The organism is Ectothiorhodospira sp. BSL-9 (assembly GCF_001632845.1).
Classification (GTDB): Bacteria; Pseudomonadota; Gammaproteobacteria; order Ectothiorhodospirales; family Ectothiorhodospiraceae; genus Ectothiorhodospira.
Window position 1 is genome coordinate 1644957 of record NZ_CP011994.1, and the last position, 15564, is coordinate 1660520.

General features: G+C 55.7%; 13 protein-coding genes. 7 read left to right on the plus strand and 6 right to left on the minus strand.

Features of this window, described 5'->3' with window-relative positions:
• Positions 1-27 precede the first annotated feature (27 nt).
• Together ECTOBSL9_RS07710 and ECTOBSL9_RS07715 are read left to right on the plus strand one after the other, a co-directional pair.
• On the plus strand, positions 28-723 hold the full coding sequence (locus tag ECTOBSL9_RS07710) for a GNAT family N-acetyltransferase (protein ID WP_063464573.1): 696 nt from the start codon (positions 28-30) through the stop codon (positions 721-723).
• Positions 724-901: 178 nt separating this feature from the next.
• The gene (locus ECTOBSL9_RS07715; RefSeq protein ID WP_063464574.1) at positions 902-2275 is read left to right on the plus strand and encodes a putative O-glycosylation ligase, exosortase A system-associated; all 1374 of its coding nucleotides are present in this window, start codon (positions 902-904) and stop codon (positions 2273-2275) included.
• Between the two features lie 22 nt (positions 2276-2297).
• On the opposite strand, the gene ECTOBSL9_RS07720 is transcribed toward ECTOBSL9_RS07715, so the two are convergent.
• Positions 2298-3035: a class I SAM-dependent methyltransferase gene (locus tag ECTOBSL9_RS07720; RefSeq protein WP_063464575.1), complete on the minus strand. Its 738-nt coding sequence runs from the start codon at positions 3033-3035 to the stop codon at positions 2298-2300.
• Positions 3036-3223: 188 nt separating this feature from the next.
• Between ECTOBSL9_RS07720 and ECTOBSL9_RS07725 the strand changes: the two genes are divergently transcribed.
• The 5 genes from ECTOBSL9_RS07725 to ECTOBSL9_RS07745 all read left to right on the plus strand — a co-directional run bounded on the left by ECTOBSL9_RS07725 (position 3224) and on the right by ECTOBSL9_RS07745 (position 8909).
• Positions 3224-4984 carry a hypothetical protein gene (locus ECTOBSL9_RS07725; protein ID WP_063464576.1) on the plus strand — a complete coding sequence of 587 codons (1761 nt, stop codon included), beginning with the start codon at positions 3224-3226 and terminating at the stop codon, positions 4982-4984.
• Positions 4985-5066: 82 nt separating this feature from the next.
• A complete protein-coding gene (locus ECTOBSL9_RS07730; protein ID WP_063464577.1) occupies positions 5067-5963 on the plus strand; it encodes a hypothetical protein in 897 nt (298 codons plus the stop codon).
• Positions 5964-6032: 69 nt separating this feature from the next.
• Entirely contained in the window at positions 6033-6947 is a 915-nt protein-coding gene (locus ECTOBSL9_RS07735) for a hypothetical protein (protein ID WP_156500076.1), read from the plus strand.
• The gene (locus tag ECTOBSL9_RS07740; RefSeq protein WP_156500077.1) at positions 6940-7968 is read left to right on the plus strand and encodes a hypothetical protein; all 1029 of its coding nucleotides are present in this window, start codon (positions 6940-6942) and stop codon (positions 7966-7968) included. Before ECTOBSL9_RS07735 ends, ECTOBSL9_RS07740 begins: the two co-directional genes overlap by 8 nt.
• Positions 7968-8909, plus strand: coding sequence for a stealth family protein (locus tag ECTOBSL9_RS07745; protein WP_063464580.1), 942 nt, complete (start codon positions 7968-7970; stop codon positions 8907-8909). Before ECTOBSL9_RS07740 ends, ECTOBSL9_RS07745 begins: the two co-directional genes overlap by 1 nt.
• 223 nt (positions 8910-9132) lie before the next feature.
• Here ECTOBSL9_RS07745 and ECTOBSL9_RS07750 read toward each other — a convergent pair whose 3' ends face one another.
• The 5 genes from ECTOBSL9_RS07750 to ECTOBSL9_RS07765 all read right to left on the minus strand — a co-directional run bounded on the left by ECTOBSL9_RS07750 (position 9133) and on the right by ECTOBSL9_RS07765 (position 15557).
• A complete protein-coding gene (locus ECTOBSL9_RS07750; protein ID WP_063464581.1) occupies positions 9133-10938 on the minus strand; it encodes an ABC transporter ATP-binding protein in 1806 nt (601 codons plus the stop codon).
• 113 nt (positions 10939-11051) lie between these two features.
• Positions 11052-11756, minus strand: coding sequence for a class I SAM-dependent methyltransferase (locus ECTOBSL9_RS16530; protein ID WP_082829815.1), 705 nt, complete (start codon positions 11754-11756; stop codon positions 11052-11054).
• Positions 11753-13369, minus strand: a complete 1617-nt coding sequence (locus tag ECTOBSL9_RS07760; protein WP_063464583.1) for an amino acid adenylation domain-containing protein — start codon at positions 13367-13369, stop codon at positions 11753-11755. The genes ECTOBSL9_RS16530 and ECTOBSL9_RS07760 overlap by 4 nt, the downstream gene beginning before the upstream one ends.
• Positions 13370-13526: 157 nt before the next feature.
• Positions 13527-14597 (minus strand): glycosyltransferase, encoded by a 1071-nt coding sequence (locus ECTOBSL9_RS16535; RefSeq protein WP_082829816.1) that lies wholly within the window; start codon positions 14595-14597, stop codon positions 13527-13529.
• A gap of 360 nt (positions 14598-14957) precedes the next feature.
• Positions 14958-15557, minus strand: a complete 600-nt coding sequence (locus ECTOBSL9_RS07765) for a GNAT family N-acetyltransferase (protein WP_063464584.1) — start codon at positions 15555-15557, stop codon at positions 14958-14960.
• Positions 15558-15564: the final 7 nt, after the last annotated feature.

Consider the following 15564-nt stretch of genomic DNA (forward strand, 5'->3'; position numbering starts at 1 on the left):
TCATCCAGGGAGATGCCGGATTCCAAAATGCTGGATCGCATTCGACAACGTGCAGCGGAACTGGGGTGGTGGAACGCGCTGCTGCTCCTGGTAAGCCGTGTTTGCGAGCGAGCCACGACAGGCCATGTCAAACTCATCAAGTACGAACTGATGGTCCAGCCGCTTGGTCCCGATCCGCTGTTGCCGTCAAATCGGGGCGTTTCCGTCGATGTGCACGAAGTGGCCCCGGATCACCCATTGTTGCTGTCCACCACATTCCGCGACCCGGCTATCCTTCAGGCTCGGTTCGAGAGCGGTGCGCGCTGTTTTCTCGCCGAATGTCGGGGTCAGCTGGCAGGATTCCTGTGGGTGACGCAGGGTGAGTACCTGGAGGACGAAGTCCGTTGCCGTTTCCTGGCGGCCCCGGTCGATCGTGCTGTCTGGGATTTCGACGTCTACGTCGTTGACTCCTATCGCCTCACTCCCGTGTTTGCCCGATTGTGGGATGTGACTCGGGAAGCGCTACGCGCCCAAGGGGTTCGCCACTCCTGCAGTCGCATCTCCGCGTTCAACCAGGCCTCCATCCGGGCCCATCGCCACCTGGGTGCAATAAAGGTGGGTTGGTTGGCCGTCATCGTGCTTGGATCATGGCAGTGTTTCTTTTCCAATCAGCGCCCGTGGCTTTGGATTTCCTGGTTCATGCGATCACGGCCCCTGTTTGTGTTGGGGGATAAGCAGAATTGAGGGCAAGCATGATGGGTGTGCTTGATATGCGGCGACGGGAAACAACATTGATACGGTAGGTGCGCCACTCAAGCAGGCCGATGCGATGTTCCTGCTGAAAATTGGTGTTTTTGAAGCCCAGGTTAATTACATCCTTCCTAAAAAGTGATGTTGTAGCCCGAATATATCAAGGCAATATATGCGTGATCTTCTGCTTTTTGCGATCCTTCTGGTGCTTGTCGTGGCAATAATGCGGCGGCCCTGGATTGGTGTCGTGGCCTGGTTCTGGGTGGGGCTCATGTTGCCTCACGCGCATACTTGGGGGTTTATGCGGACTTTCCCGATGGCCGTTGTGATTGGTGGAGTCACGTTGATCGCGCTTGTTTTTGCCAAGGATAAAAGGCTCCCTCCCATGACGCGCGAAATGGTCATGATGGGTTTATTGGTGGCCTGGGTGACGATGACCAGCTTTTTTGCGGTCTCGCCAGACGCTTGGGGGCAGTGGGATCGCTTCATGAGAATTCTGGTGCTGGTCTTTGTGACGCCCATGTTGTTGTTCGGTCAGGTAAAAATCGCCTGGGTCCTGGTGATTACAGTGCTCTCTCTGGGTTTTTATGGATTCAAAGGAGGGCTGTTCGCGATCCAGACAGGCGGCCAATACCATGTGCTTGGACCCGCAGGCACTTTTTTGGGGGGAAATACCTATATTGGGATGGCGATGCTCATGGTGCTTCCCCTGATGCTCGTCATGGCCAGAGCCTTCTATCATCGCTGGATTGATCTGGGTGTGCCTTTCTTGGTCCGCTTTTACATGCCCATATCCTGGGGCTTCTATGCGACTTTCTGGCTCACTGCAATCGCCATTCTGGCCACTCATTCGCGAGGCGCTTTCGTTGGTGTTCTAGTAGTGGCACCCTTAATTTTCCTTCATATGCAGCGTAAGGGGCTAATCGTAGCGACTGCCCTGCTGCTTGTCTTGGGTGTTGGCGTTACGGCACCTGACAAATTAGTGGATCAGTGGCGAACTATTGTTGAATACGAGCAAGATGCATCAGCAATGCAGCGGGTGCAGTCATGGGGCGCCTATTGGAATATGGCTGTTGAGCGCCCTATAACCGGTATGGGATTCAGAGCACACTGGATGGGTTATGATTGGTATGCTCAGTATACAAACTTTGACGGTGGATGGGGGATTGCCTTTTCGCCTCATAGTATTTACTTTCAGATGCTTGGCCAGCATGGGTTTGGGGGGCTGGCGGTCTATATCCTCTTGATGGTCTTTACCATCATGACACTGAACCGGGTCCGCGTTGTAGCTAAACGAAGGCCAGGGAAGATGTGGTTATCAGAGTCCGCGTGGGCGCTTCAGGTTGGGATAATTGGCTTCCTTGTGGCGGGCACCTTTCTGGATATGGCGTATTTCAACCTTACGTATGGGCTTATTGCGTTGGCCATCATTCTACGCAGGGAGCTGGATGAAAATGATGGTAGTGTGCCGATAAAGGCAACAGTCGATAAAGGGCCGAATAACGGCCCCTCGTTGCGCTTTCCGGACTTTGTTGTCAAGTCCTGACATGCGCCATGTACCCAGTGATTCATTGATGGTTTTCTGGCTTTTTCAGGATGCAGAAGATCCAGCCTCGCAAACCCGACAGGCTCTCGAATCGTCCCAATAGACGCTCGTAATGGCACCCCAGCCAGAACAGAGGTCGATTGAATGTCAGGTAGGCCGGATATTGTGTGAGGTACTCAAAGCGGGTGATTTGAAATCCATTGGCAGCGGCAAGCCTTGAGATATCCTTGTGTGTGTTGGAGCGATAGATGGTCGGGAATACATCCTCCTCTGCACGTCCACTTGTGAGTCGTACCAAGCGAGGATGGAATCGATTCGGGATCAATCTAGCGCCGATGGCAACGTAATCCCATTTATTAGGGGTCAGGAATATATATTGCCCACCCGGCTTGAGCACACGGTAGAGCTCCTGATATGCACCTTCGACATCCTCTACATGCTCCATGACGGAGCGAGAGTAGGCAATATCAATGCTTTCGTCATCCAGAAACGGCATGCTGGCTACGCTTGCATTGTAAAGCAGGATGTCGGTGTGCTTGTCTTTATTGGGGAAATCGACAAGGTCTACCCCTATCAGGGACCGCCCCTGCCCAGCGAACTCGCGAAGAACAGGCGCTTTCCTGCCGCAGCCAATATCGAGCAGCGCTGTATCATCAGATAGGTGTTCGCCCACGACCTCTCTCAAAAGACGGTACGGGTGCGTTGATTGCGGGAAATAATATTCTTTTTGTTCCTGTACGGGGGATAAGGGTGTAACCATCGGGCAGTTCCTTTCGTTATGTTACGCCGGTGGATGGCGGTCATGCCATAATGACGATGTATCATGGAGGGGGTAATGCTGGTAAAGTATGGTAACGCAGTATTGGTTGCCATGAAACGGAGAGTGGGCGTTTCCGTCCCGACCATCTTCCGTATCAAGCGTGAATAAATGGTTAGGTGAATATCCGCATGACGTTGGATGGATTGGATTTTCTGGTGCTGGCGTTGGGTGACCACATCAAGCCTGATGGCGCTATTTGGGATCCTGTTCTGAACCGTCGGACGCCTGATAATCACTACGCACATACAAGTCTCGGGTTAGCGCTCAGTGTAAGGGGAGACCCGCGCTGGAAGCTGGTGCTGGAGAACTGGCTCAAGCTGGACCCTGCATCCAGGGGGCATCACCCGTTCAATCGTCTGAATTTGTTGTTGCTGCGGTCGGTAGCGCTTGAGGCTGACTCCCCCCCTGAAGAAGCCGTTGTTCGGTTATCGCGGGCGATTGACGCTTGCCCATTGGCGAAATCCTATCCCTCCAATAATTGGGCACTTCTTGCACAGCTATGTCGAATTTTGGAGTCATCGTCCACATCAGGGTCCCAAAGGTCTCTTGACGAGTTCTTCAAATTGCTGGACGTATGGACTTCGCCATCCGGTGCCTTTATTGACTTCCCGCGAGATCCCTCTGTCAGTGCGGCTACGCCCATGGCTTACCACCACAAGGCTCTGTTCCTGGCATCGGTGGCGAGCTGGCACTGTGATGATTCTGAACTTGTCGACCGGCTGACCACGTTATTGCTCTGGTCCTTGCGTACGTGGGATGGGGCTGGTCATGCAGGGGGGATGGGTCGTAGCACACATGCCTTATTCGGCGATGCCTGTCTAGTGGCTTCGTTGTTGCTTTTGGGGCTGGACGAGGATGCCGTCGGGGCGCAAATCCTGGAAGGCATCATGGTGCGCCTGAAATCGCAGCGCCGAGAAGATGGCTTGTATTGGCTCAACCCCGGGCTAGGTGGGGGCATGACTTCCTGGGACGGCTACATGTGCCTGTCCGTCTACAATGCCTGGTTTGCGGGTATCGTGAGTTGGGCCTCTCATTTGAGAGCAACGAAAGCACTGCCAGGTTGCCTGCAGTCGGGCCCCGGCGCGGTTTCGCTTGTTCGGCATTTGTCCGATCTGCCAGCCAACGGGCAGCAATCGGCTGCTGAGTTCGCAAAGTGCACACGGGACGAATTTACGGCATTGGTGAGTTCTTCTGGGCAACCGCCACAAGGATTCAGTCGTACCGAGGTGGAACTTCGCTACGCGGGCGGCGTTCCCTTTCATGTTCGGCTGGGTGAGCAAGTCGTGGTCCCGCCACCCTGTCGCATTGCTGAGTGCGCCATCAAGGAAACACCTGCCTTGGCTGGCTGGACGCCCATCTTTAGCCACAATGACAGGTTGTATGGGCTGGATGTCTTCACCAACTGGCAGGTCGAGCAGAACGCTGATGGTACTGTGATCTTGCTCCTCAGTGGGAGCCCGAGCAGGCTATGCCAAGTGAGTCCGGAAGGCCTGTGGGGTCGAGTTTTGGCCGGACTCGACTGGAGAGTGCTTGGAGGGAGGTTGAGTCGTCAGCGTGTATTGCGGCGCCCAACCCTGAGGTCTGTCAAGGCCGTGATCGAAATTCGTATCAATCCAGACGATCATCAAGTCGTATACACTATCAAGCTGGATAATACCGAAGCCGAAGTGCATTATCTGAACCCACTCGGACATACCCATGTAGCCTCCTACCCGGTCAAGCGCCTTCTTGAGGTGGGGGGCAGTGCGGTAGATCCGGCATGCCTCGTGAGCGCCGAGTTACCTTCAGCAATTTACCAGGCTCGCGCCTCGGCTATGCCATTGATCCGTTTGCCGTTGGGGGCGTTCGAGGGTACTCTCAGCCTGCAGTGGGGTAACGCCCTGACATGAGTTGTCCATTATTGGGGCAAGGGGCGCGAGTAGGCAGACGAATGCAATCGTGGGTGTGCCAGCCAGCTACTAGGCGGAAATCATGGATCTGGAAAATAGCGAATACACCGAGGAAACGAGAAACCTGCTGCGTGAGGCAAAAGGGAATTGGGATGTTTTTACCCTGGCCAAGGCGCGGGAAATGGCGGCGGCGGCTCGGGATTGGGAGGCAGCGCTTACCGATGTGGAACGCCCCTGGCTGTGCTGGAACGTCGATGAGGACTGGTGCCGGATCCAGCAACGACTGGTCCGGACGGTAGGCTGGACGCCCGTTGTGGGCGGAGATCCGCGCTCCGGTACCCCACCGCTGGAGGCCGGCTCAATCGCGATAGATTTCAATGCCCGATTCAACTACCCGATCATGCATTTTCTATTTCCAATCGAGTTTGCCCATTTTTTCACGCGCAAGATAGCCTTCTGGCATTCCGATTTGGTTGTGCGAAAGCCCGTGATGCAACAACTGGCAAGGACCTTTGACACTCTCCCGGATGGCGCCACCGCCGCGGTTGACGTTCGGCGACCCTGGTACAAGCGCTGGAATGGGCAGCGCGGCCGATTCTGGGAGTTGGCTGGCTGCACAACGGCCGGTGCGAGTCGGGACCAGTTTGAAAAAGGGGCTGGCTGGTGGCGCAATATCTGGCGCCATCCCAATTGCCCGGGGCATCTGCGGTCGAAGCTTCAGCGCCGGTATGATTACGACCATGGCGCTGGAATCCTCGCCTGGCATGAGGTTCATGGTGGTCGGGTCGTACCTCTGTCGCACGACCTTGTGGAGGAAGGCCATTGTACCAGGGTGAGTAACCCGAACTACGAGCGCCAAAGCCCGCAGGACGATCGCCGGGATTTGAGTAAGGACCTCAGCCACAATTTCGACCTGCGTGAAGTGTGCCAGCGACTGGAAATAGATGATCTGCTACCATCGATGCCCGAGTTTTCCTAACGAATTTCTGATCCTTGTCGCCCTGAATAAAGAGCGGCACAAGTATCAAATCCCGAGGGCTGACCATTGATGAAACAAGCCAAGGCGCTGGTCAGGCGTCTATTGCCTGACCGGGTTGAAGCGGCGGCCACTCGTGTGGTTCGGACGACGGAAACCGCGATGCGGGTGCAGTACTTCAGCATCCGGAACCGGCTGTCCACTCAAGGTCTTGGAGATTCACCGAACAAGCCGATCGTAAGTCTCACCACTTTTCCGGCCCGACTGGGACTGGTTCATCTGGCCATCGAGAGCCTTTTTCGGCAATCCGAGCCGCCGGGCTGTGTCTATCTGTGGCTTTATGAGGGTGAGGTTAAACACTCCGAACTGCCGTTGACACTTCGGCGCCTGGAGCGCCGTGGACTACGTATCGAGTTTGTTCCCGAAAATTTGCGCGGAGCCAAGAAACTGGTCTACGCCGCCCGGACTTTTCCCGAGCGCACGATCGTTACCGCCGATGACGACCTGCTCTACCCTCGGGACTGGCTGCAACGGCTAACGCAGGCCGGTCTGGATACGCCGGGAGCGGTTATCTGCCACCGTGGCCATACGATCAGGCGGCGTCCGGATGGGGGCTTCCACCGTTACTGGGATTGCATGAGACTGGATCAGGGCGGGGCTGATCCGTCCTTCGCGTTGCTTCCCACGGGAGGTGCTGGCGCCTTGTATCCGCCCGGTGCTCTCAGCTCTCAGATTTTTGATACTGAACTCATGCACCGACTCTGCCCCACAGCCGACGACATCTGGTTCAAGGCCATGACCCTGCTCAATGGGGTGAAGTCACGACGGGTTGCGGCACAGAACTTCATGCCCATCGTGATTCCCGGCAGTCAGGCGCAGGCGTTGATCCATGGCAACAAGCATGCTAACGATGAACAGATCGAGGCCACCTTCACCCACTTTGGTCTCAAGGACTATTTCCCCAGGGAGCCCGTCAGCCATGAGTAAAGCCTACCGAGTGGTAAAACGCCTCAGCCCGGGTTTTATCTGGCGGCCCATGCGACGCACGCTTCATGACATTGCCATGGAAGCGGGGTATCGGCGTGATGCAGAGGGGCCACCATGTGATTTGCGGGGGTTGATTGACGATCCCTTTGAGGCGCTTCGCCGTGCCAATGGCCATACGGCACTGGTGGAGATTCCGCTGGCCAAGTGTCGCACTTTGCATGCGCTGGCCTTCCCGGCAGCCCAGGAGTCGGATAACCCTTACATCCTGACTGCGCGTTGGATTCGAGCCACTCCATCGGCTCAAGCCCTTGCGGATCGTTCGCCGCTGGCGGCCTACTTCGAGGCCGTACAGCCGACAAGCGCTGCGGACCTGTTTGGTGTGGCGAGTGAGCCGCTCTCTCGTCTGGAACCCATGGGAGCTGAGTTCCCTTGGCAAGGTAGGGGGGGGCGCATGGTTAAATTGCGACGATTAAATACAGCCAAAATGCATGCGCTCGCCAAAGGTTTTGCGTTGGATGGTCTTCACGGGTGGCATCACTATGGACCAGTCGCCGAGGAGAAATTTACGCTGGAGTTTACCCGCACTGCTACGCTGGTGGACTCTATAGAAGATCGCGGGTATCAAGTCACTGTAGCAGCGCACCCCTCCCGGTTAGGGGAAACTCCGATTAGAGGAGCGGTGCTCGTGAATGAGCAGGGCGGGTGGCGATATGCCGTCGATGATGGTCAGCACCGGGTCTCGGTTCTCGCGGCATTGGGCTTCACCTCGTTCTCCGGCGTCGTGCGCCCCCAGGCGGTCTATCATCGTTCCAGCGTCGAACAGTGGCCAGGGGTGATTGCCGGCGATCTCGACGCCGAGGCGGCCAGGCAACTCTTTGATCGGGTTTTTGCCGGGCAGCAGCCGGGTTTCGTGAAATCCACGTGGGGGCCGGTGGCCGAACGCTTCAGGCAGGCCTTGAGTGATCAACCCGGGGGCAATTCACGGCGCTCCGTGGACCCGAACCAGCCCGGTGCGGTGTGATGGTGGATGCAGTCATCACCTGGGTTGACGGGGCTGATCCGGCGCATCGCGCGAAGCGGGTGCGCTGGCTGGCGAAGGTGCAGGGGCGCGAAGCTAAGCCCAGGCCCGGCACGGCGGACACCCGCTGGGACTCCCGGTTCGAACTGTATTACTGCATTCGGTTGATTCGTCGCAATGCCCCCTGGATCCAGCGTATCTTTCTCGTGACCGATGACCAGCGCCCGGACTGGCTCACGGATCAGGAGGCTCAGCGCAACAATGTGGTGCTTGTGGATCACAAAACCATCTTTGCAGGACATGAGCACGTCCTGCCCACGTTTAATTCGACGGCCATCGATACCGTGCTTCACCGAATACCGGGATTGTCCGAGCGTTATCTTTATTTCAATGACGATGTGTTCTTGTTGCGGCCTACGCGGGAGCAGGATTATTTCGACGGCGAACACGGGCGCTGGCGGGGTCGGTTCCAGAAACGCTACACGGTCAAGAAGCTGGTTCAGCTCCTGCGCTGGCTCACCCGGACGCCAAAACGCGATGGCTACGTGGGAGTGCGCAAAGAACAGACTATCCTTGGCCAAAAGCGGATGTTTATCATGGCGCATGCCCCCTATCCATTTGTCCGCAGCCTCACTCGTGAGCTGATTGAACTCGACGGGCGACTGGAGCGGAACATCGTCCATCGATTTCGCCACTGGGATACCTTTTGTGTTCCGTCGTTGCTGGCCAACTATGGTCTGATGCAAGGCCGAGCCAGGAAGGGCCCGAACGACTGGGAGTACATCCATGCTCACCACACCGAGGATGAAATCCTGCGGCGCCTGGAACGCTGCCGCCGGGATGAGAAGATCAAGTCGCTCTGTGTGCAGTCGCTGGATATGATGCCGGATAACCTCCAAACACAGATCGAAATGCTCTTGCGCGAATGTCTCCAGAAGGCCTGAGTGTAGGGCGCCGGGATGTTCAAATTGCATTGCCGTACCAACACCATGCCGCTCATTGAGAGATCATGAACCTCCTCGGTTTTCCTTGGGGTCTTTTGGAGTCCCTGAGAATGATGCCGGGAACCTATTAACCCGGCAATCAAACAAATCACTTTATCTTGCTTTTATTTGCTTCAAAATCAGCGACTTAACGGAGCCACGACGAACATGAATGGTCGCCGGGTTAATAGCTTGCACCCGCGACGAGCTCTTGGAAATCCTGACTCGAACTGGACAATTGATCCCAGTCGCCGGCAGCGACCACTCGGCCGTGGTTGAGCACGTAGATGTGATCACAGGGCTTCACGGTGGACAGTCGGTGCGCCACTAGGATGATCGTCTTTTCTCCAGCCAGGTTGTGTATGGCCTCCATCACTGCATGTTCAGTGGCGTTGTCCAGCGCACTGGTGGCTTCATCAAAGAACAGCACCGCCGGGTCGCGATAAAGAGCGCGGGCGATACCGATGCGCTGGCGCTGGCCCCCCGAGAGGCGGGTGCCCCGTTCGCCAATGAGGGTGTTATAGCGATCCGGTAACTCCTCGGTCACGAAGTGATGCAGGTTGGCGAGCCGTGCGGCCTTTTCCACTGCGGTATGGTCGATCTGGTCTTCGGGCAAGCCCAATGCGATGTTAGCGGCTACCGATTGATCCGCAAGGAAGATGTGCTGTGGTACGTAGCCGATGGCCGCCTGCCAGTTTCGCGTGTTATTTGAGTCGAGTCGGGTATCGTCGATGTGTATTTCGCCGCGCTCGGGTGTGAGCAGCCCCAACAGAAGATCCACAATCGTGCTCTTGCCCGCGCCGGAGGAGCCAACGAAGCCCACAGTGGTATTGGCCCCTATTTGGAGTGACATGTCATCGATCGCGATTTTTTCGTATTCCGGGTAGCGGTAGGTGACATCGGTCATCCGGATCGCCGTTTTGGGTTTTAACGGAATGGTTGCTTGCGACGTGTTGGGAAGGGGCGTGCTGCCGGGGTGGCGGCCAAGATCCTTGATGATGTTGTCAACGGCGGCGGTGCTGAACCGCAGAGTGGTCATGGTAGAGAAGATCTTCTGAAATGCTGGGATCAACTGTCTACCGGCGAGGGCGTAAACCCCGATCAGGGGCAGCGCCTGGGCGAGCCCACCGTCTCCGGCCATCAGGAACAGCACCAGGAGCAGTACGCCCCCAAACGCGATCGCCTCAATGGCGTATTTCGGCATGCTTTGCAGCAGCAGAGCATTAGCCTGGTGGAGGGCATACCTCTTTGAGGGTCGCCGATAGCGTTCCAGATAGTCGCGTTCGCGACCGAGCAGGCGAATTTCCTTGGCTCCGGCAAAGGCTTCGGCCGCTGCCGTAAAACGTTGGCGGTTGGCCTCCACCCGGTCTTTTCCGATGCGACCCAGCCAGGTGCGGGCGAGGAGGTAGATGCCGCCATAGATACTGCCTAACAATAGTGCAACCGTTATGGAAAGTGCCGGATCCACCACGATCAGGAGCGCTATGATGAAAAGGGCCAGCAGGATCTGACTGACAAGACGCATCAGCGGCATGATCGCGCCGTTGGTGGCGTGGGTTGTTTCTTCCAGGATGGTTTTGGCCAGGTCTCCCGAGTTGCGGCCCAGAAAGAAGATGAAGGGGCGGCGCAGGTAGTCGCCCATCAGTCGCCGGGATAATTCATATTGCTGCATGTGCCCGAAGCGGGTAATGGCCCAGTGGGTGAAGGCCTGCAGGGCGGTACCGGTCAGGAAAATCACGAACGCCGCGACACCAAGGAAGTAAAGGAATCTGTCTGTGGACTCGAAGCCAAACCACTCGAACAGGGTGCTGAGGAGACTGTTGGAGTGTACGACCTCAGGGTCGGAAAGTACTGCCAGGAAGGGCATGACAGACGCGACCCCCGCCGTCTGCATGAAGGCGGTGAAGATCATCAGGATCATCAAGATGACCACTTTGCTGCGGTCTCTGCGGTCGATCAGCCTGACGGTCTTGCGAACGATTTCCAGCATGAGGGGAATTTTCTCCGGGTAGTGCGACCACACTGTGCGCCCTGCTGGGGCGTTTCTGTGTGATTTTTTCAACGGTCATAAATATCTGGCAACGGGCTTGAGATATTCGTCGATTATGCTGATGTGCAAGCCTTCTTATGGAAAATGACGACTCGGCCGATAGGTGGCTTGCTCCAAAGGCCCATCCTATAGTGACTGTCATGAATGACTTCAAAATAAGGGGAATTATCAAACAGATTCCTGTGTAATGGGTTTTGATAAATGACCAGGATTTCCCCGTTCTCGTTTTGGGGTAATTCCGTCAGTTTGGCCAGTACCTCGGCTAGAATAGGGGAACCGAAAGGGTTGAAGAGGTAAACCAAAAGATTTCCGGCAGGGTATTCAACTTCCCTGGCATCGCCATGACGGCACTCAATGGCATCAAGGCGGTTAGCAGAGGGCCGATAGCGCCGGAGGTTGTTCAATGAGGCCTCATGAAGATGAAGGTCATATTCGATGCCCAGGATTCGTTGGAAGGGATGGTGCGCAGCCAGCATCAATGCCTTACCCTTACCAGAGCCCAGGTCTACGAAGGTGTATCCACGCAAGTCGACATCCAGTTGGGCAATGATCTTATGAAACAATCGATGCGGAACGCCTTCGTAACCTTCGTGGTGGCTCGGTAGCTCCATACCTTGAGCGCCTATGTCACATCGAGTGTCGGTGCCGTGCCTTATATCAAAGTCTGTGAGCAGGAATTTGATATTCTTCGGGACTAAAGCGAGCGTTCCGATCCATCCATTTTGGTCAATGGATTTGCGTAGCTTGGCTGAAATCATCCGCCCTCCGATTTTTGCTCCAGTCGCTCTAATAGAGCTTTTCGATCGACTTTCCCATTAACATTCAACGGAAGTGCATCAAGGGTCAGGATCTGCCGTGGCACCATCACCATGGGCAGGCGCTCTTTAAGCTGGTCACGCATGAGTTCTGTGGAAAATGTGCCGCCGCAGATGAATCCGACGAGTCCAGCTGCTCCGCTAGATGTGAGTGGCCAACCTAGAGCGACCGCCTGATCCGTGCCAGAGACATCTCTAAGCGCCTGTTCCACTTCGCCGAGTTCAATGCGCACCCCCCCGATCTTGATCTGATGATCAATCCTGCCAAGGAAGATATAGGGCTTACCAGGCTCGGGCTGCCGTACCAAGTCCCCGGTGCGGTAGTAGCGCCTGGCTTGGTCTGGTAACTGCATGAAGGCGGCTTCGGTACGTTTGTCGTCCTTCCAGTATCCCTGGGTGACATGCTGACCGGCAATGAGCAACTCGCCATCGTGGCCAGGTGAAACGGCACTGAATGCTTCATCCACTACAAGAAAGCTTACACCATTACCTGGGTAGCCGATGGGTACCATGCCATGTTCGCATTCAGACGGCGAGTGTTCTCGATCCCATCGGTAATAGGCAGAATCTACCGTGCACTCGGTCGGGCCATATGCATTGTCGATTTCTGCATTTGGCGCAGCCTCGCACATGGCCAAGGCAAGGTCTGAAGACAGCGCTTCACCCCCAAAACGGCATAAGCGCAACAATGGGAAACGACCAGCCCGCCATCCGTTTCGGCGGCTCATGGCGTGACCGGCCGAAGGGACGATGTCTATCACTGTGAGGGATTTATCCAGAATGTAACGATTGGGGTTGATCCATTCACTGGCAGAAGGCACACACAGGCAAGCCCCTACTGACCATGAAACGAATAGGTCAAACAAGGAGGAATCGAAGGTGATGTCGTAGAATTGGGAAAAACGATCATTTTCGTTGATGCCCCAAGGGATATAGCGATCCAGCGACATTTCAACAAAGCTGACAAGATTGCTATGTGACATCCCCACTCCCTTGGGGGTGCCGGTGCTTCCCGAGGTAAAAAACAGGTAGCCCAGGTCATCAGGATTGGCAGGCGGTGGCGTCCATGAGGGATCGAATCCGAGATCCGGGACTGAAACGAAGTTGTGTTCCGGCCAGCGAGCCGCGAACTCGTCCGGGATCTCGCCCGACGGGAGCACAAGAGTCAAAGCGGCGTCCAGGCAATCAAGGAATTCTGGCAGGAGCTTGACCGCACCGGCATCAACGACGATAGTCCTCAAACCTGAAAGGTTGATCATGTGTCGAATGCGGGCAGGAGGGAACGCAGGGTTAAGGGGCACGATCCCAAAACCTGCCATCAGGCCGCCCAATATGCCGGTATACACTGGTAAAGTGCGCGACCCCAGGATCCCCACTAAGGAGGTGTCAGCTTGCTTACCAGTTTGTAAAAGGCTTTGCCCTACACGCTGTGCATGATGAAGAAGTTGAGCATAGGTCAACACCTGCCCTTCCACATCGATTGCCGGTCGTTCCGGGAAAGATGCTGCGGAGGAGAGGAAGAACCTGTGGAGGCCGTCGGTTTTCTCGATGTTCATATTTGCGGGTTCCCTCCTTCCAGTGTGTTTATCGGGTCAGCTGCAAGCTTGCCCGCGGGAATTGGGACTCTCGTGCATTCGTCTGCCACGGGCCATGGTAGCACGAAGATAATTCCGAGCCTATGGAGTCCGGCGATCTAACGGTAGCCGCATCCGGTCAGGTTCTGGTGCGGCCAGATGCTCTGGGTGCTCCAATGCGGGACCAAATGGCTTTTGCCAGGCTGGCAGCAAGGTAACGCCAGCTGGCGGTATGCCATGGATTTAGCTGAATGGCTTCAAGGCATGATTTTGCGGCGAGACGAGGTTGCCCTCCCCAGTAGTGGTGATGGGCAAAATCAAAGTGCGTTTGTGCGATGCGTCGTTTAACTGCTGTCCCATCCGCGATTTGTCCATCGGGCCCCTCAAGGCCCCAACGCGAGATGGTTCGTTTTAAAATTAGACCCTCATAGTTGAGGTCTGGCCATTTCCTAATACACCCATTGCCATGGAGCCGGTACAAGGCCAGAACCGGTTCCAATTGATGAATCTCGGTATGGCGGGAGGCTCGGATCCAGTAGTCGTAGTCCTGGCCTCGCTTGAGCTCTGGGTCGAATCTCCCAACTCTTTCGATTAGTTCACGTCGCGCTACCACTGTAATTGTGTGGAGGAGCGAGCCACCTGTGAGCAATCGGTCATAAAGCCAGCCGGAACATTCTGGAATGATACTGGCCTGAGGTGAGTGCGGGGCAGCGCCAACGAGGCTCATGGCATGCGGAGGTGGGAATCGGCCCTTGGCATCTGGCTTCCATGTTTGCCATCGAGAGTAAACCAATCCAATTTCAGGGTGGGCTTCCAGATAGGCAATTTGGGTAGAGAGTTTGGCGGGCAGCCAGATGTCATCGGAGTCCAGGAAAGCAATGTAGTGTCCTTGTGCCACGTCCAATCCACGATTCCTAGCCACCGCCGCACCTTGGTTACCCTGTTGGATAACCCTTATGCGGTCACCATAGGCGGCGAGTATGTTAAGTGTCTCATCCGTGGAGCCATCGTCGATGACAATAACTTCCTTGTTCGGGTAGTCCTGGTCCAACACGCTATTAATGGATTCGGAGATAAATTGGGCGGTGTTGTAGCTGGGGATAAGTATCGAAACCTTTGGCTGGCTTCGTTGCGGGATGGTCTCACTCAATGTCCGGGTCTCCTGGGGTGAGGTGTTCTTGCGGTATGCTCGAAAATGACGAGTGTGCATTAGTAGGCGGTAGCAATCAAAGTGAGTTTGAACAGCGGGATTGATAGAGGTTGTTCTACGGGAGTTTCCGAATTCCAATATCTGGATATATCAGGGATATCCAATATAACGCCTTGCACAGTGAGGCGGGTCGCGCGACTTGGCTTATATGTAAAGAGGACATTAGCGGTGCGGACCCCATATTCGCGCGTTTTAATGCATGCTTGCAGAAAGGGGGGAGATCAATAAACCGAAAACACGCGATAAGTGGCTTGAAGGGAGAATGCCTCGCGCCTCAAAAGTGGCGGTATGACATTTGATCATACATCACGACCGCCAACTGGCCTCCCGTTCAAAATGCAAGAAATAGGCTCTCCCGGATCAGATTATCGTGACGCTGAGTGCTGGCCTTGGAAACGATGAATATCGAAGAACAACACAGTTAAGAATAAGAATTATTTTTACCGTGCCCTGGGGGGAAAGCCCGGCTCGTGCGAGCGCCTTCTGAGAGGCATAATTACGAGGTGAAGTCTCGGATACAGCGGCCCTGAAACCAGCATCCCTCGCGGCAACAAGACGAGCCCGGATCGATTGCGTCTGCAGTCCGCGCCCACGGAAGGGGGTAAGCGTTCTGGCGTTACCGAGAAGCGCGAAATCGGTTCCAAAACCCAGCATCTTGAGGGTCGCAGAGCCTTTCATGACGAAGGCGAAGTGTGCGAGCTGACTTCCCTCGTAGGCGACAATACCTAAAGCCGTGCCCTTGCGGATGTCATCAAGGTAAGCTTGGTTTGAGATGGTGGCCGTGAGCAGGTCTGTAATGATGGGTTCTGACAGGTCTTCGGGGCTCCTGAGTAGCGAAAGCTTGATGCCTTCAGGCCACTCCGGCCCTTGGATACCGACGAGTTCGTGCTTGAACACGACATGCGACTTATAGCGCACGACGCGGCTCGCGACAAAGCGTAGCAGTTCATCCGGCCCCATACCTTGG